This window comes from Hyalangium versicolor (genome assembly GCF_020103695.1).
Classification (GTDB): Bacteria; Myxococcota; Myxococcia; order Myxococcales; family Myxococcaceae; genus Hyalangium; species Hyalangium versicolor.
In genome coordinates this window covers 1-18,876 of record NZ_JAHXBF010000053.1, presented here as the reverse complement: position 1 = coordinate 18,876, position 18,876 = coordinate 1, and the positions used below count along the sequence as shown (strand labels likewise).

Annotated in this window: 15 protein-coding genes; 9 read left to right on the top strand and 6 right to left on the bottom strand. The window is 68.4% G+C overall.

Translation table 11 applies throughout. The features are described from left to right. Positions 1-4: 4 nt before the first annotated feature. On the bottom strand, positions 5-214 hold the full coding sequence (locus KY501_RS51360) for a hypothetical protein (protein ID WP_224372928.1): 210 nt from the start codon (positions 212-214) through the stop codon (positions 5-7). A 256-nt stretch (positions 215-470) separates the two neighbouring features. Between KY501_RS51360 and KY501_RS51355 the strand changes: the two genes are divergently transcribed. Continuing rightward, entirely contained in the window at positions 471-959 is a 489-nt protein-coding gene (locus KY501_RS51355; RefSeq protein ID WP_224372927.1) for a hemerythrin domain-containing protein, read from the top strand. A gap of 55 nt (positions 960-1,014) precedes the next feature. Beyond that, a complete protein-coding gene (locus KY501_RS51350) occupies positions 1,015-1,791 on the top strand; it encodes a DNA-3-methyladenine glycosylase family protein (RefSeq protein WP_224372926.1) in 777 nt (258 codons plus the stop codon). Here the strand turns inward: KY501_RS51350 and KY501_RS51345 are convergent. Further along, positions 1,686-2,366, bottom strand: coding sequence for a phosphoribosyltransferase (locus tag KY501_RS51345; RefSeq protein WP_224372925.1), 681 nt, complete (start codon positions 2,364-2,366; stop codon positions 1,686-1,688). The two genes, KY501_RS51350 and KY501_RS51345, sit on opposite strands and share 106 nt — an antisense overlap. Before the next feature lie 143 nt (positions 2,367-2,509). Between KY501_RS51345 and KY501_RS51340 the strand changes: the two genes are divergently transcribed. Next, positions 2,510-3,658 (top strand): zinc-dependent alcohol dehydrogenase, encoded by a 1,149-nt coding sequence (locus KY501_RS51340; RefSeq protein WP_224372924.1) that lies wholly within the window; start codon positions 2,510-2,512, stop codon positions 3,656-3,658. A 17-nt stretch (positions 3,659-3,675) separates the two neighbouring features. Next, positions 3,676-4,053 (top strand): hypothetical protein, encoded by a 378-nt coding sequence (locus KY501_RS51335; RefSeq protein WP_224372923.1) that lies wholly within the window; start codon positions 3,676-3,678, stop codon positions 4,051-4,053. 167 nt (positions 4,054-4,220) lie between these two features. Here KY501_RS51335 and KY501_RS51330 read toward each other — a convergent pair whose 3' ends face one another. Together KY501_RS51330 and KY501_RS51325 are read right to left on the bottom strand one after the other, a co-directional pair. Beyond that, on the bottom strand, positions 4,221-4,586 hold the full coding sequence (locus KY501_RS51330) for a hypothetical protein (protein WP_224372922.1): 366 nt from the start codon (positions 4,584-4,586) through the stop codon (positions 4,221-4,223). A gap of 120 nt (positions 4,587-4,706) precedes the next feature. Then, positions 4,707-5,939, bottom strand: coding sequence for an MFS transporter (locus KY501_RS51325; protein WP_224372921.1), 1,233 nt, complete (start codon positions 5,937-5,939; stop codon positions 4,707-4,709). 53 nt (positions 5,940-5,992) lie between these two features. On the opposite strand from KY501_RS51325, the gene KY501_RS51320 reads away from it, so the two are divergent. After that, positions 5,993-7,093, top strand: a complete 1,101-nt coding sequence (locus KY501_RS51320) for a D-TA family PLP-dependent enzyme (protein ID WP_224372920.1) — start codon at positions 5,993-5,995, stop codon at positions 7,091-7,093. 18 nt (positions 7,094-7,111) lie between these two features. On the opposite strand, the gene KY501_RS51315 is transcribed toward KY501_RS51320, so the two are convergent. Beyond that, positions 7,112-8,389: a pyridoxal phosphate-dependent aminotransferase gene (locus tag KY501_RS51315; protein ID WP_224372919.1), complete on the bottom strand. Its 1,278-nt coding sequence runs from the start codon at positions 8,387-8,389 to the stop codon at positions 7,112-7,114. A gap of 44 nt (positions 8,390-8,433) precedes the next feature. Then, positions 8,434-9,246 carry a hypothetical protein gene (locus KY501_RS51310; protein ID WP_224372918.1) on the bottom strand — a complete coding sequence of 271 codons (813 nt, stop codon included), beginning with the start codon at positions 9,244-9,246 and terminating at the stop codon, positions 8,434-8,436. A gap of 446 nt (positions 9,247-9,692) precedes the next feature. Between KY501_RS51310 and KY501_RS51305 the strand changes: the two genes are divergently transcribed. From KY501_RS51305 to KY501_RS51290, 4 genes are all read left to right on the top strand, one after another. After that, positions 9,693-14,081: a type I polyketide synthase gene (locus tag KY501_RS51305; protein ID WP_224372917.1), complete on the top strand. Its 4,389-nt coding sequence runs from the start codon at positions 9,693-9,695 to the stop codon at positions 14,079-14,081. After that, complete coding sequence (locus tag KY501_RS51300; protein WP_224372916.1) at positions 14,081-17,458, top strand: non-ribosomal peptide synthetase; 3,378 nt, start codon at positions 14,081-14,083, stop codon at positions 17,456-17,458. Before KY501_RS51305 ends, KY501_RS51300 begins: the two co-directional genes overlap by 1 nt. Continuing rightward, positions 17,455-18,384: a thioesterase domain-containing protein gene (locus tag KY501_RS51295; RefSeq protein WP_224372915.1), complete on the top strand. Its 930-nt coding sequence runs from the start codon at positions 17,455-17,457 to the stop codon at positions 18,382-18,384. Before KY501_RS51300 ends, KY501_RS51295 begins: the two co-directional genes overlap by 4 nt. Positions 18,385-18,644: 260 nt before the next feature. Continuing rightward, on the top strand, positions 18,645-18,876 hold a 232-nt coding region (locus KY501_RS51290), incomplete at its 3' end, for a hypothetical protein (RefSeq protein ID WP_224372914.1).

Sequence of the window (18,876 nt, the reverse complement as noted above, 5' to 3'; positions counted from 1 at the left end):
GGCGCTAGACTCCGGTTCCCGTCTTCCCAGGTGAGGCACCGGGGGGCTCCAGGTGGGTCTCCACGGCCGCGATGACGATGCGGCCCTGCTCCAGGGGCGGGTGGGCCGCGGCCAGCGCCGCGTGAGGGCGCTCCTCGAATCGGATGCCCTGATCCAGGACCCGATCAAGGATATCGACGAGGCTGGTGCTCCCTGGGTTTCTCGCGACGGGCATCCCGCAACTCCTGTGATGGTGGGTCCCCACCACCCCTCCTTCATAGCGCGCCAGCCCCCTGGGGACTGCAGGGTTTCGGTGGCATCGCGTGAATTACGAACAGCCCGAGTCTCAGTCTGTTGCCTCGCACACACCCTGTCCAATGCTGAGACGGCTAGGCAGGCGGGCATGCAGGCCGCGGCTGCTGGCTTACCAGCCCTTGGGGGCATCCCTAGCCTTGGGGCATCAGCGATAACACGACGCAGGGAGACAACCGATGAACGCGCTGGATCTGCTCAAGGAACAGCACGAAGAGGTGAGCAAGCTCTTCAAGAAGTTCGAGAAGCTGGGGGACGGGGCGAGCTCGGAGCGCCGCGAGCTCTTCATCATGATCGCCGACCGGCTCTCGGCCCACGCCTCCATCGAGGAGCTGTACTTCTATCCCTCCATCAAGACGGAGAAGAGCGAGGACATGGTTCGCGAGGCCGTGGAGGAGCATCTGGCCGTCAAGCGCATCATCGCGGACCTGCTCGACATGGAGCCGGATGACGAGAACTTCAGCGCCAAGATGAAGGTGATGATGGAGAACGTCGAGCACCACGTCGAGGAGGAGGAGAAGGAGCTCTTCCCGATGGTGCGGAAGATCCTCAATGACGATCAGCTCCTGGCGCTCGGCGTCCAGATGAAGGCGGAGTTCGACGAGCTGATGGAGGCCGAGCCTCGCAACGAGGTCCCCATGCAGACGGACGAGGCGGCGCCCATCTGAGGTTGTAGCTGAACTTGCGTGCAGTCCTCGCGCGAGGGTGGCAGCATGGTTCGCCATGCCCGCCACCTCTCGCGCCGCTTCCGTTCCCGCTGCCTTGCTGCTCCCGGAGGCGTTCACCGTCTCGGCTCGCCGGGCGCTGGCCCGCGCCGATCCTCGCCTGGGTGAGGTGATGCGGCAGGTGGGCCCGTTCCGGCTCTCGCTCAAGCCCTTGCACAGCCCATTCGAGGCGCTGGCTGAGTCCATCGTCTACCAGCAGCTCCACGGCCGCGCGGCGGCCACCATCTTCGGCCGCCTCTGCGATCGGGTGGGGCAGGGCGCGGGGTTCACGCCCGAGGCGCTGTTGGCCACGCCGGACACCGCCCTGCGCGAGGCGGGGCTGTCAGCCAACAAGGCCGCGGCGCTGAAGGACCTGGCGCTGAAGACCCGCGAGGGCGCTGTCCCCACGCTGGCCGAGGTTCACCGGTTGGGCGACGCGGAGCTCATCGAGCGCTTCACGCAGGTGCGAGGCATCGGCCAATGGACGGTGGAGATGCTGCTCATCTTCAGGCTGGGGCGGCCAGACGTGCTGCCCGTGGATGACTTCGCCATCCGCAAGGGCTTCATGCTCATGCAGGGATTGAAGGAATCCCCGCGGCCGCGCGACGTGCTGGCCCACGGCGAGCGCTGGCGGCCGTGGCGCACGGTGGCCAGCTGGTACCTGTGGCGCTCGCTGGAGCTGCCCCAGGCTCAGGGGACGTCGGGAATCTCGGAGCCCAAGCGGCCCCAGTCGCCCCAGGCTCGCAAGAGAAAGCCGCGCACGTCCTCGTCCGCCACGGGGCGGAAGTCGCCATAGAAGGACGGGAGCACGTCGAAGGGCAGGGGCTGCCAGGGGCAGACGACGTCATCGAAGTCTGGGGAGAGCAGCCTCAGTCCCTCACGCGAACCCACGGGCACCGCGGCCACCACGGTGCGAGCGCCCGTGCGGCGTACCAGCCCCGCCGCCTCCTGCAGTAGGAGGCCCTGGGAGGCCCCCTCGTCCACGAGGATGACGGTGCGCCCATGGAGCGCGGGCGGAGGCGCGGGCGGACGCAGGGCGTGGATCCTCTGACGGAGGCGCCGCCAGGTCTGGGCCATGGCCTGGCGCAGGGGCTCGTCGCTGACACCCAGTGCGTTGATGACGGAATCGTGGAGCTGCTGCGCGGGCGGCCAGCCGAGCAGGCCGAGCGTGACATCTCCCTGGGGGGAGACGATGGGCTCGAGGAAGCAGAGATCCAGCGGCGCGGCGAGGTGGCACGCGACCTCGAAGGCGACGGCCGCGCCCCCATTGGGGACGCCGAGAACGGTGACGTCATGCCGTCCCGCGAACCGCGCGAGCGAGCGGGCGAGCACCTCACCTGCGTGAGCGCGGTGGGAGAAGGGAGTGATCATTTGGACGGAACGTGAGGAGCCAGCCAGCTGTCTGCAAATCCAGGTTGGCTGCCCGGTCGCCCTGGCACCCAGGGATTGGCACGGGCGTGCCTTGCTCCCGGGTTGGGGAGTCCTCACCCCTTTAAGGCAAAGGAGCTTAGCCTATGCGCGCTTTGACGTATCAGGGGCCCTATCGGGTCCGCGTGGAGACCAAGCCGGATCCGAGCATCGAGCACCCCCAGGATGTCATCTTGAAGGTGACGCGCGCGGCGATCTGTGGCTCGGATCTGCACTTGCTGCATGGACTCATCGCGGACACGCGCGTGGGCTGCACCTTCGGGCACGAGTTCGTGGGGGAGGTGGAGGAGGCGGGGCGCGAGGTGAAGAACCTGCGCAAGGGAGATCGCGTGGTGGTGCCGTTCAACATCTCCTGCGGCTCGTGTTTCTACTGCCAGCGGGGGCTGACGGCCCTGTGTGAGAACTCGAACCCGTCGAGCGATCTGGCCAGCGGGGTGTTCGGCTACTCGCACACCACGGGCGGCTACGAGGGCGGGCAGGCCGAGTACGTGCGCGTTCCGTTCGCGGATGTGGGGCCGATGAGGATCCCGGACGATATGGATGACGAGTCCGTGCTCTTCCTCAGCGACATCCTGCCCACAGGGTACCAGGGCGCGGAGATGGGCGAGATCAAGGGCGGCGAGACGGTGGTGGTATTTGGCGCGGGACCGGTGGGCCTGTTCGCGATGAAGTCCGCGTGGCTGATGGGGGCGGGGCGGGTGATCGCGGTGGACCACGTGCCGTACCGGCTGGCCTTCGCCGAGCAGTTCGCCAAGGTGGAGACGGTGAACTTCAAGGAGGTGGATGACGTGGTGATGCACCTCCGGGAGTTGTGCGGCGGGCGCGGGGCGGACGTGTGCATCGATGCGGTGGGGATGGAGGCCGAGGGTTCGACGATGCACAAGATGCTGGGGCTGGCCAAGTTGGAGGCCGGTGCGCCCACGGCGATCAACTGGAGCATCAGCGCCGTGCGCAAGGGCGGCAACGTGTCGATCATCGGCGTGTACGGGCCGCCATGGAACCTGATCAACATCGGGTCGGCGATGAACAAGGGCCTGACGCTGCGGATGAACCAGTGCAACGTGCGCCGGTACATGCCGCACCTGCTGGAGCACATCCGGGCGGGGCGGATCGATGCCAAGGGCATCATCACCCACCGCTTCCCGCTGGAGGATGCACCGCACGCCTATCACCTGTTCGCGCAGAAGCGGGACGGCTGCATCAAGTGCGTCCTCGCTCCTCACGGACACGCCTGACGAGAGGAGACACGACCATGCAAGGACAGGGAATCGAGGGCAGGGGGGCGGATTTGGATCCGAGCCAGCGTCCCGGAGTGCCCATGGAGTTGGAGCCGCAGCCGCTGGCGGGGGCGCAGGTGCCCGTTACGCCGCAACACTCGGATTATCCGGTGATGGTGCACGGCGGCAGGCAGGGGATGCCGCCGGTGTTCGGGACGGCGGCTCCGCCCAAGGGGCTCAGCGGGGTGATTCGCAAGGTGGCCTACAAGTACCCGGACCACTGGGCGAGGCACTGGATGATGCTGATGATGGCCGACCGGGTGGACTCGTGGGAGCACAACCTGCGGAGGGGCCTTCCAGTGGCCGCGGTCCTCGTGATCGGAGGGCTGACGGTACGGTGGCTCAAGCGCTGAAGCCAGGGCGCGAGTATGGGGCACAGGTCGCGGGCCCCTCGTCTCGGTGCGGGTCCCCCCGTCGGTTGACGGGTCCTCCCGCACCGGCCGTCCCGCTCGCCCTCATCACACGGTTCCCGGCTAACCGGGCGCGGGCGTTGCCATGAGCCGGTTCGAGGGGAGGATCATCATCGCGGTCCTCCTCTCAGCGCAGCGAACTCGGCCATGCGGTCGAAGAACCTATCGAGTGCCTCGCGGTGATCGCCGTGACAGTCTTCGAGGAACTTCTTCGCCCAGCCACCGCCTGCCGGGAACTCGTGCTTCACGTCGCGCAGCCAGGTGATGAAGTCCATATACCGCTGGTCCTGCTGGTGCTGGCAATAGAGCGTGAAGTGGGTCCCATCGACGAATCCGAGCAGAGCGTGGACATCCACTCGCCCAAAGAACATCTCGGGCATGACGCCCTGCTGAAGTTGCTCACGCACGAAGAGCAGGATGTCCAGGGTGTCTGGACCGCGCTTCTTCCAGTCTTCTGGCGGGCGAATCGAACTCATGGTGAGGAGACCGTCGTGAGGATGAACGCTCCACCATATCGAACTGCGGAATGCAGGCTGTTGTTGGACATTGAGATCTGGCTCTGCCAGGGGAGATAAGGGCCTCCCGTGCTCCTCTCGTCACGACGTGGGCTGTGGGGCTGGGGAGTTCCTCTGTCTCCTCAGTGGCAGGATGAGGAAGAGGAAGGCGATCGAGAGCGCCACACCCAGCAGGAACACCTGGGCATAGCTCCAATGCGCCTTGCCCACGAGCAACCCCCCAAGCGGGCCTCCGGGTGCCTTGCCGAGCACCTCCACGCTCGCCATCAGCGTGTAGTGAGTGGCGCTGATGCGCCGATCCACCCGCGACATCATGAAGGCGAACATCGTCGTGGTCAGCGCTCCGCCGAAGAACTCCTCGGCCATGGTGACGCCGATGACGCCCGCATCCGTAACCCCCATCTTCGCCAGCCACCACCGGCCCACCAGCGGGAAGATCCGCAAGGAGGCTGTGACGGTGAGCGCTCCCAGCAGCGGCATCCGAGTCGCGAGCAGCCCTCCCACCAACGAGCCCACCAGCGAGGTGGCTGTTCCCCACGTGCCCACCCACAGCCCGATCTGCTCGGGACGGATACCCGCGTCGACCAGGAAGAGCTTGTAGAGAACATCCGACATCGTCTCGCCGAACTTGTACGTGGCGATGAAGATCAGCAGCCAGAGCGTTCCGGGCAGCATCAGGGCTTCCTTGAGCTGCGTCATCACCTGTTTCCAGCTCGTTCGCTCGGAGGAATGCCCCTGGGGCGCGGATTCCCTCGCGAAGGCCGTCACCGCGAACACCGCCAGGCAGAGCGCCGCCATCGAGAGGAACAGCCCCTGCCAGCCGATGTACTGGCTCGCCCAGACCAGCAGCCCTCCGCCCGTGATCATCCCCAATTTGTAGCCCACCACCTGCGCCGTGTTGCCCAGTCCTAGCTCCTCGGCGCTGAGCGAGTCCGCCGCGAACCCGTCCACCGCGATGTCCTGTGTCGCGGCGAAGAGGTTCATCAGGAAGATGAGCCCCAGCAATAGCGACAGTGCGCCCTGCACGGGAACGAATGCCGCCACGGCACAGGTTCCCGCCAGCGCCGCTTGGAGCGGGAGGATCCACGATTTGCGCCGGCCGATGCGGGCAGAGCCGTACCGATCCACCAGAGGCGCCCACAGCGCCTTGAACATCCACGGCAGCGCCAGCAGGCCCAGGAATCCGAGGGCCAGGATCGAGACACCCTGGGTGCGCAGGTAGACAGGGAGCGCGATGGACTGGAACCCAAAGGGTAAGCCCTGGACGAAGTAGAGCGCGCTGAGCAGGCCGAGCCTGCGAGGTGAGAGCTTCACGGAACGCTCGAAGTCATGAAGGAAGGCACGGGAAGCATTATCGTGGGGCGCCCATGGAGAGGCCATCGCTGGAGAACCTGGAGACGCCCGCCGCCCTCGTCGACCTGGAGCGCGTGGAGGCCAACCTGCGGCGCGTGGATACCTACGCCCGGCAGCATGGCCTGCGGTGGCGGCCGCACACGAAGACACACAAGGTGCCGGAACTCGCGGCGCTCCAGCTCCAGGCCGGGGCCTCGGGAGTTACAGTCTCAACGCCGCATGAAGCCGAAGTGATGGCGACGGTAGCCAGCGACGTGCTCCTCGCCTATCCCCCTGTGGGAGCAGCCCGGCTCGAGCGGCTCATGCGGCTCCCCGCGCAGGTGCGGCTCACGGTGGCGCTCGACTCCCGAGAGGCGCTTGCCGGATTGAGCATCGCCGCGTGCAAGGCGGGAAGGACGGTGGGGGTGCTGGTGGAGCTGGATCTCGGGATGCGGCGGGTGGGTGTGCAGAGCCCCGCGGAGGCTCTCGCGCTGGCCCGGGAGAGCAGCACGGCGGAGTCCGTGGAGTATCGAGGCATCACGTTCTACCCAGGACATATCCGCTCTTCGCTGAACGCTCAGAACTCCGCGCTGGGAGACCTGACCACTCGCCTCCAGGAGTTCTCCCGCGCGCTGTCCGATGCAGGGCTCCATCCTGGCGTGGTCAGCGGCGGTTCCACCCCCACGCTCTGGCGCTCGCACGAGGTGGCAGGGCTCACGGAGATCCGCCCCGGCATCAACATCTTCAATGATCGCAACAGCGCGGCGGTGGGGGCCTGTGACTGGAGGGAGTGTGCCTACTCGGTGCTCGCCACCGTGGTGAGCACGGCCGTTCCCGGACAGGCCGTCATCGACGCGGGCTCCAAGGCCCTGGCGAAGGAGGAGGGCGTCGCTTCCGTTGCCGGCTATGGCGCCCTGCTCGATCGCCCGGAGGTGACGCTCCGATCATTGTCCGAGGAACACGGGCTGCTGGATCTCTCGGGCACGGACTGGCGGCCTCGTGTGGGAGACCGCGTCCGCGTGGTGCCGAACCACGTCTGCGCCTCGGTGGTCCTGCACGAGCGGCTCTGGGCCCTCCGCGCGGGCTCGGTGTCCCACGCGTGGGCCGTCGCGGGCCGAGGCTGGGGCTCGCCGTGAGCGTGCCCCGGTAACGCGCTACCGCTTCGCGGGCGTACCCATGTGGCGCAGGATCATCGCCTCCATCCGCTCGAGCGCCTTGTCCAGCACGTCGATGGACGGACCGAACGACAGCCGCACATACGTACGGAATCGCGAGGAGCGCGCGCGCCGCTTGCCCGGGTTCACGTCGAAGAACTCCCCAGGCACGCAGATGATCTTCTCCTCCAGAGCGGCCCGGAAGAAGCCCATGCCGTCATTGAGCGGCGGCGGCAGCCCGGCCAGGTTGCCCCACACGTAGAACGTCCCATCCGGCGGCCGATCGCTGCGGATGCCCAGCCGCTCCAGCCGCGAGTGGAACCGATCCCGCTTCTCGCGGAACGCGGTGTTGATGGCATTCGTCTCGGCCACCACGTGCTGCTCTTCCAACAGCGGGAGCGCGGCGCGCTGCAGGGGCCGGCTGCCTCCACCGTCCAGGAAGCTGCCCGCGCTGGAGACCGCCTCAATGACCTTCTGCGGCCCCACCGTCCACGTCATGCGCCAGCCCGGATAACGCCAGTTCTTCGTCAGGCCGTCGAACACGACCACCGGATCGCGGTTCACGTCCTCCACGTACCGCGCGGCGCTCTCCACCGGCAGCTGCCCCGGCCGCCCCGTCCAGATGTAGTGCGAATAGAACTCGTCGATGAGCAGCGTGCACTCCTGCTCGCGCGCCACGCCCACCCAACGCGCCAGCTCATCGCCCTGCACCAGTTTGCCCGTGGGGTTGCACGGGTTGGAGAAGAGCAGGGCGGACAGCCCGCGCCCCTGCACCTCGCGCCGCAGATCCTCATGCGTGAAGGCATAGCCACGCTCACCCTCCAGCAGGATGGGGATGGCCGTGAACGCCTTGAAGACGTCCAGCAGCTCCTCGTAGGCGGTGTAGTCCGGCAGGAAGTGGCCCAGGTTCACCGTCCCCAGACTCGCCGCCGCGCGCGTGAGCGAGGTGCGCCCACCGCCCGACAGGCTCACGTTCTCCGCGCTGTACTGGCTCGGCATCCCCTTGCGGTAGAGCCGGTTGTAGAGGCCCGCGATCGCCTCGCGCACCTCCCACAGCCCCGCTACCGGGGCATACTCCAGGTCCGCCACGTCCACGGCGACCTTGCCCACCCGCGGCGGGGCTCCCGGCAGCTCGCCCGTCTCGGGCTGGCCCTGGCCCAGGTTGCACCACTCCGGGTCTCCTGGACGGTACCCTCGGCGGCCTGCCTCGGTGGTGACATAGATGACGCCCGTGCGGGGCACGGCGCGGAACGCTGGAATCGTGAAGTCGTCGCTCACGCCGCGCACCCTACCGGAGGTCGGGCCCGCGCGCCTCTCCGCTTTCACCGGACGATGGGCACCGTCACCGGATCCCGGCCGTCCACCGTCAGCTCCATCTTCCCCAATCGCCACAGGGCCGGGCTGAACGACGCCTTCACCGTCCTCCCGTCCGCCGTCTCCAGCAGCGCCTCGCCCTCCTTCGGGGCGTACTCCCCCAACTCGTACTCCAACTCGGTGAAGGTGAGCCGGTTCGTGCCCGCCGGCCCGTGGAACTCGCCCGGTCCGTTGAACACCAATGTGGTGCCGCCGAGCACCGGTAGCCCCTCGCGCACGCCCACCTGCCCATCCACCCGGTACGTGTACTCGGACCGGCGGGGCAGCGTGCCCTCCGCCAGAGCGTAGTAGCGGGACTCATCACCGCAGGTGCCATACCCCACCTCCACCTGTAGTGAGTCACCATCTACCTGAAGCCCACGCAGGTCCGCCTTCATCTCCATCCGGTCCTCGCCTCCCGAGTACCTGAAGGCCGCCTGCCCGGTGACGGTGTGCCCGCGAACCTCGCAGCCAGCTTCCGCGAAGGAGAGCACCACCGCGTCGGTGCTGGCATCCAGGGCCTCGGTGCTGGCGGTGACACAGCCCACTTGGGCCTGGAGCGACTCGGTGGCCTGCCCCACGAAGCTCCTGCGAGGGTTGCCACACGTGTACACCGGCAGCAGGCCGAGCAGCTCGAGCCCCGCGCGGACCTGCGTCGCCGCGCCGAGCGCGACATCGACACGGTCCCGAGCCTCGTTGATCTCCACCTGCGTGGGAGCCCCTTCGCCGCAGGCAGTGGCGACAGCGGCGAGGACGGCGAGGGACAGGGGGCGGGGCGTCATGCGGGGGCTCCTGGAGGTTTGGCCGCACGGGCGGCGGATGCACTTTCCGTTCAGCAACCCTCATGCCCGGGCCAACCCCGCGAGAGAAGAGGCGCCAGGTGAGACCCGAGTGTGAAACACCGTGCAGCGGGCTGCACAACTCTCGGATCAGGATCGGACCCATGAGGTGGGGTTCGTGGCACCCATCGTAAAATCAGCAGTTCTGTTCCAACCCAGAGGTCTTCTCCAACAATACCTGGGAAGTACCGTAACGATCGCCAGCCCGTAGAGTCGTGTGCTGGATCGGTCTGGGACCGGGCTCTGAAACATGTGAAACAGGTTTTAAGGGGGGCTTCCGATGCATCCCGTCACATCTGCGTGCAACTGCGCGCATGTGAGGTTGAACGGCGCATCGTAATCATGGTGGGCTATGGGGGTTGTAAAGGCTCTAGCACCTCCTATCTTCCGTGCCCAACCTGAACGGACAGGACAGCATCCGCCGGTGGCTCATCACCGCTGTTGCGGAATCTCTGAGCGTCCCCCCCGAGCGAGTGGATGCTCATGCGAGTTTTCGTCGGTTGGGTCTGGACTCCTTGGGAGCCGGTGCCCTGGCGGCGAGACTCTCCACCTGGCTGGGGCGCCCCGTGCCCCTCACCTTGCTCTGGGAGCATCCGAGCATCGCCGAGCTGTCAGCTCATCTGGGAGGTCGGGCGAACACCCCCTCTCTCCATGAGTTGCCTCGGGCCGCAGCGCAGGAGCCCATCGCCATCGTCGGCATGGCCTGTCGCTTCCCAGGAGGGGTGGACACTCCCGCCGCCTTCTGGGACCTGCTGCGTTCGGGCCGCGACGCGGTGGAGGACATCCCTCCGGAGCGCCTGAATGTGGAGGCGCTCTACCATCCGGATCCGTCCATGCCGGGGAGCATTCCGGGCCGGCAGGGAGGTTTCCTCCGGGATGTCATCGGCTTCGATCCTTCGTTCTTCGGCATCTCGCCGCGCGAAGCCAATCACATGGATCCCCAGCAGCGCGTGGCGCTGGAGCTGACGTGGGAGGCGCTCGAGGACGCGGGCATTCCTCCGCACTCGCTCGTGGGCTCGGCCACCGGCGTGTTCCTGGGCGCCATCTGGAGCGACTTCGCCCTGCTGCTGGGACGCATGGGGCTGGGCACCATCGCGCCTCACAGCGTCACCGGCGTGCATCACAGCATCATCGCCAACCGCATCTCGTACACGCTGGGGCTCGAGGGCCCCAGCATGGCCATCGACACGGCGTGCTCGGCCTCGCTGGTCGCCGTGCACCTGGCCTGCGAGAGCTTGCGCAGCGGCGAGTCCACGCTGGCCATTGCCGGAGGCGTCAACCTCATCCTCGCGCCCGACAGCATGGTGCAGATGGCGAGGTTCGGCGCCACCAGCCCCAGCGGCCGCTGCCGCACCTTCGACGCGGACGGGGACGGGTATGTCCGAGCCGAGGGCGCCGGTCTGGTGGTGCTCAAGCGCCTGTCGCGCGCCATCGCGGACGGCAATCCCATTGCCTGCGTGATTCGCGGCACCGCCATCAACAATGACGGGCGCAGCAACGGATTGACGGCGCCCAGCCCTCGGGCCCAGCGAAACGTGCTCAGCCTGGCGATTGCTCGCGCGGGCGTGGAGCCCTCCTCCGTCGACTATGTGGAGGCTCACGGCACGGGCACGCGGCTGGGAGACCCCATCGAGGCCTCCGCCATTGGCGCCGTCTACGGCCAGGGGCGCCCGGCGGATCGGCCGCTGCGCATCGGCTCGGTGAAGAGCAACATGGGCCATGCGGAGGCGGCCGCTGGAATCGCGGGACTGATGAAGTTGGCGCTCGGCCTGCGCCACCGGCAGTTGCCTCCGAGCCTGCACTTCCGCACGCCCAACCCGCAGATCGACTTCGCTGGGCTGGGGCTCGAGATGCAGACCCGGCTGACCGAGTGGCCTCGGCGGGATGGTCCCGCTCGCGCCGGTGTCAGCTCGTTCGGGTTCGGCGGCACCAACGCCCACGTGATTGTCGAGGAGGCGCATCCGCCCTCCGCGCCGCGGATGGAGGAGCTGCTGCGCGAGCTGGTGGCTCAGGGGATCGAGGAGGGGCGCCAGCCGGTGTTCTTCTTCGCCGGGCATGGCTCGCAATGGATCGGCATGGGGCGCGAGTTGCTGATGGCCTCGCCCCTGTTCCGCGCCAGCCTCCAGGCCTGTGAGCGGCAGATCCAGGCGCAGGTGGGCTGGTCCCTGTTGCCGGAGCTGCTGGCGCCTCCGGGACAGTCCCGGCTCCATGAGCCGGAGGTAGTGCAGCCCGCCATCTTCTCCGTGCAGGTGGCTCTGGCCGAGTTGTGGCGCTCGTGGGGAGTCGTCCCGCGCATCGTCCTGGGGCACAGCCTGGGGGAGGTAGCGGCGGCGCATGTCGCCGGGGCGCTGAGCCTCGAGGATGCCATCCGCCTGGTCTGCCTCCGGGGGCAGCTGACGGGCCGGCTGGTAGGGCACGGCGGACTGTTGTTGCTGGAGCGCTCGCGGGAGGAGGTGGAGAAGATCCTCCACGGCATCGAGGGCGCGTCCATCGCCGTGTGCAACAGCCCCACCTCCACGGTGATCGCGGGCGAGCACCCGGTGCTGGAGCGCATCGCCACCGAGCAGCGCGCCGCCGGGGTGCGCTGTGCGTTCGTGGATGCGGCCTTCCCCTCGCACAGCGCGCTCATCGAGCCCATCCTCCCCGAGTTCATTCAGGGACTGGCGGGCATCTCTCCACAGCCCACGCACACTCCGCTGCTGTCCACGATGACGGGACGCTTCATGGAAGGGCGCGAGCTGGACGGCACGTACTGGGCTCGCAACCTGCGCGAGCCCGTGGAGTTCGCCTCCGCCATCGAGATGCTGGCTCGAAACGGCGAGGACCTGTTCCTCGAGGTGGGCCCCCAGCCAGCGCTCGCGCGCTTCGTGGAGCAGTGCCTGGCCCATGTGGGCCGTGACGGCATGGTCGTCACCTCGACGCACCGCCAGGGTTCGGAGTGGGAGACGTTGCTCGAAGCGGCCAGCGCGTTGCAGGCGTGTGGCGTGCCCGTGCGTCCGAGGGCCTCGCACGAGGAGACCCTGAGCCCGCCGCACGTGCTCGCGCTGTCGGCGCACTCGCCTCAGGCCCTGAAGGCCCGGGTGGCCGGGATGATGGAGTTCCTGGAGGCCGAGCCGACCGTCGCGCTGGATGATGTCTGCTACACGGCGGCGTGCGGCCGCAGCCACCTGGGACATCGGGTGGCCGTGGTCGGCACCTCGCGCGCCAGTCTTCGGGAGCGGCTCCGCGCAGCGCTGGAGCAGGCCCGCCCGGAGCGGTTGGAGCCCACGCACCCGCCTCGTGTGGCCTTCGTCTTCCCGGGGCAGGGAGGCCAGTGGGACGGAATGGCCCGCGAGCTGCTGGAGCGTGAGCCTGTCTTCCGTCAGGCGCTGCTGGCCTGTGACGCGGCGATTGCCCGGTACACGGGCTGGTCCGTCGCGGCGAAGCTGGCCGAGGGCTCGACGGTGCTGGAGCGGGCTGACGTGGCCCAGCCGGTGCTGTTCGCCTTCCAGGTCGCGCTGTGCCGGCTCTGGGAGTCGCTGGGCGTGCGCGCTTCGGCGGTCATCGGCCACAGCATGGGCGAGGTGGCCGCCGCGCACGTGGCCGGAGCGCTGAGCCTGGAGGATGCCGCTCGTCTCATCAGCGCCCGGAGCCGGCAGCTGGAGGCCGCACGAGGCCGGGGCACCATGGCCGTGGTGGAGTGCTCGCCCGAGGAGCTGGATGCGGTGCTCGCGCGGTGGCAGGGGCGCGCCAGCCGGGCCGCTCGCAATGGTCCGCGCAGCTTCGCCCTCGCTGGCGAGCGGGAGGCCTTGGAGGCGATCGCCGCGGAGCTGCAGACCCGAGGCATCTTCGCGCGAGTGCTCGGCCCCGAGTTCCCCGTGTCGCACTGCCCCCAGGTGGAGGCTGTGCAGGGGCCGCTGATGCGAGAGCTGGAGGGGCTGGCGCCGCGCGTGGGCTCCATTCCCATCTACTCCACGACGACCGGCACCATCGCCGAGGGCTCGGAGCTGGATCCGAGACACTGGGTGCGCAACGTCATCCAGCCGGTGCGCTTCTATGAGCAGGTGCGCGCGCTGCTTCGCGATGGGATCGATCTGCTGCTCGAGGTGGGGCCCCACCCGCTGTTGGGGCTGGCCAGTGAGCAGACCGTCGCGGAGGCGGGCTCTCGGGCCGCGGTGCTGCATTCGATGCGGCGCGGAGAGGGGCAGCGCTACCTCTATGAGACGCTGGCGCAGCTCTACGAGCGCGGTGTGGAGCTGGACTGGGCAGCGGTGCAGCGGCGGGGCGGGCGCATCATCTCGCTGCCTGCCTATCCCTGGCAGCGCATCCCTTGCTGGCCCGAGGGTCTGGAGTTCGTCTCCAGCGTGGCGGTGGTTCCCAAGCCGCCCATCATGAAGGTTCCTGAGCTGAAGGCTCCCGAGCCGCCCATCATGAAGGCGCCCGAGACGCCCGAGGTGGTGCGACTGGAGCAGGCCTTGCGCGCCTCGGAGGGGGTGCCTGAGCCGGACCTGGTCGAGCCGCTGCTGCGCAGCTACTCGGCCACGATCCTCCAGTTGGCGGAGACCTCTCTCTCCGAGGGGATGTCGCTCAAGCGGCTCGGGCTGGATTCGCTGCTGGCCATGCAGCTCAACAATCGGATGCGGGCGCTCGTGAAGGTGGAGGTTCCAGTGTCGCTCTACCTGGAGGACAGGAGCCTGCGGGCTCTGGCCCAGGCGTTGTGCACGCATGTCCGGCAGGCAAGCGCTCCCGCCGTGAATGCCGAGGCGCTGTCCGAGGCGCTGGAGGAGGGGAGTCTGTGATGACCGCGAGGGGTCTGCTGGGGCAGCTGACCAGCAAGGGAGTGAGGCTGTGGGCCTCCGAGGGTCAACTTCGCTTCAAGGCCGTGGGAGGTGTGCTCACGGCGGAGGACAAGGAGGCGCTGCGCACCCATAAGGCGGAGCTGCTGCCGCTGTTGGAGGGGCGTACCGCCACGGGGCTCTCCGGCGCGCAGCGCCGCCTGTGGTTCCTCACGCGGTTGGCTCCGGATCAGAATGCGTATCTGGTCTCCCAGGCCTTCACGCTGCGAGGTCCGCTCCAGCCCGAGTTGCTGGAGCGTGCCCTGCAGCAGGTGGTGGATCGGCAGGAGTCGCTGCGCGCCACGTTCTCCGAGCAGGAGGGGCACCTGGTGCAGTTCTTCGCCGCGCGCCAGGTGCTGCCGCTGCGGCGGGTCCGCCTGGAGGGGCCAGTCACAGAGGAGCGGGTGCAGCAGGCTCTGCGTGGGGCGCTGTCCGGTCCGTTCGACTTCGAGCGCGAGCCCCCTGTGCGCACCTGTCTGCTGGAGCTGGGGCCCGAGCACTACATCTGGGGCATCGGGCTGCACCACCTCGTGGCGGACGGGTGGTCGCTGGGGCTGCTCAACTCGGAGCTGGAGGCGCTCTACCGGGCCGGACTGGAGGGGGGCACTGCGGCGCTGCCGGAGCTGAAGCTCGGCTACGCGGACTTCGTGGACTGGGAGCGTGAGGTGCATCGCGCCTCCGCGGGGCTGGACTACTGGCGCAAGCGGTTGGAGCACCTGCCCTCGATGGAGCTGCCGGGGGATTTTCCTCGCCCGCCGATCACCCACTATCGGGGAAGGCAGCACCTGTTCACGTTGCCGCCCGAGGTGGACACGGCGCTCGCGCGAGCGGCGGAGCAGGTGGGGGCCACTCCCTTCGCGGCGTTGTTCGCGGTGTTGATGGTGACGCTGCAGCGCTACTGCCGTCAGCGGGACGTGGTGGTGGGCACGCCACACGCCAACCGGGGAGATCGCGGGCTGGAGCCGCTCATCGGCTGCATGGTGAACACGCTCGTGGTGCGCACCGAGGTGTCTCCGGGGATCTCCTTCGCGGAACTGGTTCGCAACGTCCATCGCTCCTCGCTCGATGCGTTCGAGCACCAGGGCGTGGCCTTCGAGCAGCTCGTGCAGCTTGCCGGGCAGCGGCGGGATCCCTCGCGCAGCCCGCTGTTCCAGATGTTCTTCGGCATGCAGAACGCCTCGCGTCCGCTGCGGCTGTCCGGGGTGGAGTGCACGGAGTATCCGTTCGACTCGCAGCTGTGCCAGTTCGATCTGGAGTGCCACCTCACCCCGAGCCCCACGGGCACCCGGGGGATGCTGCTCACCAGCGCCTCGCTGTTCTCGGAGGAGTTCGGTCCCCGCTTCTCCGAGGCCTTCACCACATTGGCCACGCGGCTGTCCGCAGCCCCGGACGCTCCGGTGGATGCGGCGGGCTTGCTCAACGAGGCTCGGGCGCGAGAGGTGCTGGCCGGCTGGAACCAGACCCAGGAGCCCTGGCCGCGTGAGCGCTGCCTCCACGAGTGGGTGCGCGGGGAGGCCACTCGGGCTCCGGATGCTCCCGCAGTGACGTATGCGGGCCGCACGCTTTCACGCGCGGAGTTGATGGCGCGGGCGCATGGGATTGCCCAGGAGCTGTCCTCGCGAGGCATTGGCCCGGGCCACTTCGTGGGGGTGTTGGGACAGCGCTCCTCCGAGCTGCTCGCCGCGGTGCTCGGCGTGCTGGGGGCGGGCGCGGCGTACCTGCCGCTGGATCCCGATCTGCCCGAGGATCGGATCCGCTTCATGTTGGAAGACAGCCAGGCTCGGCTCGTGCTGGCTGAGGAGGCGGCTCCCAACGCCGTGCCGGCGGGGATTCCTGTCTTGACGCTGCGCGAGCTGGAGCCGCTGCGCGCCGACAATCCGCCGCGCGTGGAGCTGACCTCGGAGGCTCCGGCGTATCTCCTCTACACCTCGGGCTCCACGGGCAGGCCCAAGGGCGTGGTGGTGCGCCACCGCAACGTGGTGAGCTGCTTGTGGGCGCTGGCTCGCAAGCCCGGGCTCGGCACGGAGGATGTGCTGCTGGCCGTCACCACCTGGTCCTTCGACATCTCGGTGCTGGAGCTCTTCCTACCGTTGGTGACGGGGGCGCGGTTGGTGATTGCCGAGACGGATGCCGTGCGCGACGGTGAGCGGCTGGCGCGGCTGCTGCTGGAACAGGGTGTCACCGCCATGCAGGGCACACCCTCCACGTGGTCGCTGCTCAAGGCGTGGGGGTGGCCGGGCAGCAAGCGCTTCAAGGCGCTGTGCGGCGGCGAGCACCCCTCGCGCGAGCTGGTGGACTGGTTGGCCTCGCGCTGCGCGGAGCTGTGGAACCTGTATGGCCCCACGGAGACGACCATCTGGTCTCTGCGCGAGCGGCTGCTCCCAGGTGCTCCCATCCTCGCGGGGCTTCCCCTGGAGAACACGCAGCTCTTCGTGCTGGACGGGTCCGGGCTTCCCGTGAGCCCGGGTGTGCCCGGCGAGCTGTACATCGGCGGCGAGGGCGTGGCCCTGGGCTATTGGAATCGGCCGGAGCTCACCGCCGAGCGCTTCGTGTCAATCAACCCGGGGGGCGTGCTCCCCACGCCGCTGCGTTGCTACCGCACGGGAGATCTCGTGCGGCAACGCGGGGATGGGCGCGTGGAGTTCCTCGGGAGACTGGATGATCAAGTGAAGGTCCGTGGCTATCGCATCGAGACAGGCGAGATCGAACACGTGCTGCGCCAGCACCCGAAGATCGGTGAGGTGGCCGTGGTGGCGCGGGCCGGGGCGGACGGGGAGAAGGAGCTGATCGCGTGCCTGTGTCCGGCGCCGGGGGCGGATCCGAAGGTGCAGGAGTTGCGCAGCTGGCTCAAGGGGAGGTTGCCCGCGTACATGGTGCCCGCGCACTTCGTGCTGCTGGCGGAGCTGCCGCGCACGCACAACGGCAAGGTGCACCGTCAGGCGCTCCCTCCGGCTTCGCACTCCCTGCTGCCCACGGAGACGGCCTACGAGGCTCCGGTGGGGCCCATGGAGGAGACGGTGGCCTCGCTCTTCGCGGACCTGCTGCCGGGGCGGAGGCCGGGGCGGGGGGATGACTTCTTCTCGCTGGGAGGCCACTCCCTGATGGCGGCGCGCCTGCTCTATGCCGTGCGCGAGCGGCTGGGCGTGACGGTGCCCATGTCCGAGCTGTTCGTCCACCCCACCGTGAAGGGCCTCGCCGGGGCGCTCAAGTTCGCGCGGCTGAAGGCCGCGGCGGGCAGCGGTGACGCGAATGCGCTGGAGGCCGCCGTGGCGGAGCTCAGCGAAGACGAGGCCCAGTCCATGTTGTCGAGGCTTGTTTCAACCCAGGAGGTCAGTCCATGACGATGTCCGCACCACTCTCGCAGGCCAAGCAGGAACTCCTTCGCGCGCTCATCCAGAACCGCGACGCCTCATCGAAGGACACGCCCTCCAACCTCATCCAGTTCAAGAAGGGGGAGGCGGGGGTTCCGCCCTTCTTCTTCTTCCCCGCCACGGACGGAGGCGTTTCGTACTTCCGCCACATGGCGCCGCACCTGCCCGAGCGTCGGGCGTTCTACGGCATCCAGGCGCCGGGCTTCGACGAGGAGCGCGAGCCCCTGCGCTCCGTGGAGGAGGTCGTCGACTACGGGATGCGCCACCTGCGTGCGCTCCAACCTCACGGGCCCTACTACATCGGCGGCTTCTGCATGGGTGGCCTGCCCTCGTACGAGCTGGCGTGCCGGCTCCAGGAGGCGGGTGAAGAGGTGGCGATGCTGGTGCAGGTGATGCCGGTGTTCCTGCGCCCGTGGGCGTGCCTGCCGGGCACGGATGCGTTGCAGTTGCGCGCCATCGAGGATCACCACTTCATCTTCGAGCGCTTGCTGGGAATCCACGTGCCGCTGCCGATGGAGAAGATCCGCTCGTTGCCGGAGACGGAGCGCTACGACTACGTCACGGGGCTGGTGCGAGACGGCGGCTACCTGAAGGGGCCGGCGGAGGAGCACCTGTTCCGGCACCGGATGAAGATGTACGAGGCGGGGCTGAGCGCGATGCTCAACTACAAGCCGCAGCGCCGGTTGAAGGGGCACGTGGAGGTGCTCCTGGTGGGCCGCAAGGAGAAGAACGAGCTCGAGTTGGACATGAACACCTCGTACACGGTGCACCTGCGCGCGCTGCCGCCCGAGCAGATCCGCTACCACCGGCTGAACGGGGACGCGGGAGCGCTCTTCAGCGGCAGTGATCCGGACACGGGCGACGTCGCCCGCGCGCTGGGCGAGTTCATCAAGTAGGCCGAAGCGAGGCAGGAAATCGAGGGGCCCGTCCGCCCAGGTGTTTCAACCGGGCGGCAGAGTTACCGAGGGCCCGGTGCTGGCCGGTCAGAATGGAGGTCCCGTTCTGACCGGTCAGAAGTTGTGACAGTCCCTACAGGATGGGGGCGGGGCGCAGGCGGCGTTTGGGATGACCTTGGAGGGCGTGGTCTTCCCTCGAGTGCCCGCTTTTACTGGTCCCTGACTCCGCACGAGTGCTGAAGAGCGGAGAGGGAGGCCCCATGCGTGGGGGCGATTCGAATCCGGTCAACTCTTGGGCCGCAGTGAGCAGGTGCTACGTGGTGGTGTGCGTGCTGCTGGCGGGCTGTGCCACGGGCAGAGCGCCTCCCCTACTGGGCAGCGAGAGGATGTTCGCTTCGCTGCGCTACCGGCCGAGCACGCCCAGAGAAGCTCCTGACGCAGCAGAGCGGAAGGGGGAGTGGGCGCGGCCGGAGGAGGCAAGCGGAGAGGACA

Bases quoted from the DNA above. Each gene is read 5' to 3' on its own strand.
- KY501_RS51295 (WP_224372915.1), top strand. From the start codon at position 17,455: ATGACGATGTCCGCACCACTCTCGCAGGCCAAGCAGGAACTCCTTCGC.
- KY501_RS51350 (WP_224372926.1), top strand. From the start codon at position 1,015: ATGCCCGCCACCTCTCGCGCCGCTTCCGTTCCCGCTGCCTTGCTGCTC.
- KY501_RS51355 (WP_224372927.1), top strand. From the start codon at position 471: ATGAACGCGCTGGATCTGCTCAAGGAACAGCACGAAGAGGTGAGCAAG.
- KY501_RS51320 (WP_224372920.1), top strand. From the start codon at position 5,993: ATGGAGAGGCCATCGCTGGAGAACCTGGAGACGCCCGCCGCCCTCGTC.
- KY501_RS51345 (WP_224372925.1), bottom strand. From the start codon at position 2,366: ATGATCACTCCCTTCTCCCACCGCGCTCACGCAGGTGAGGTGCTCGCC.
- KY501_RS51340 (WP_224372924.1), top strand. From the start codon at position 2,510: ATGCGCGCTTTGACGTATCAGGGGCCCTATCGGGTCCGCGTGGAGACC.
- KY501_RS51300 (WP_224372916.1), top strand. From the start codon at position 14,081: ATGACCGCGAGGGGTCTGCTGGGGCAGCTGACCAGCAAGGGAGTGAGG.
- KY501_RS51360 (WP_224372928.1), bottom strand. From the start codon at position 214: ATGCCCGTCGCGAGAAACCCAGGGAGCACCAGCCTCGTCGATATCCTT.
- KY501_RS51335 (WP_224372923.1), top strand. From the start codon at position 3,676: ATGCAAGGACAGGGAATCGAGGGCAGGGGGGCGGATTTGGATCCGAGC.
- KY501_RS51310 (WP_224372918.1), bottom strand. From the start codon at position 9,246: ATGACGCCCCGCCCCCTGTCCCTCGCCGTCCTCGCCGCTGTCGCCACT.
- KY501_RS51330 (WP_224372922.1), bottom strand. From the start codon at position 4,586: ATGAGTTCGATTCGCCCGCCAGAAGACTGGAAGAAGCGCGGTCCAGAC.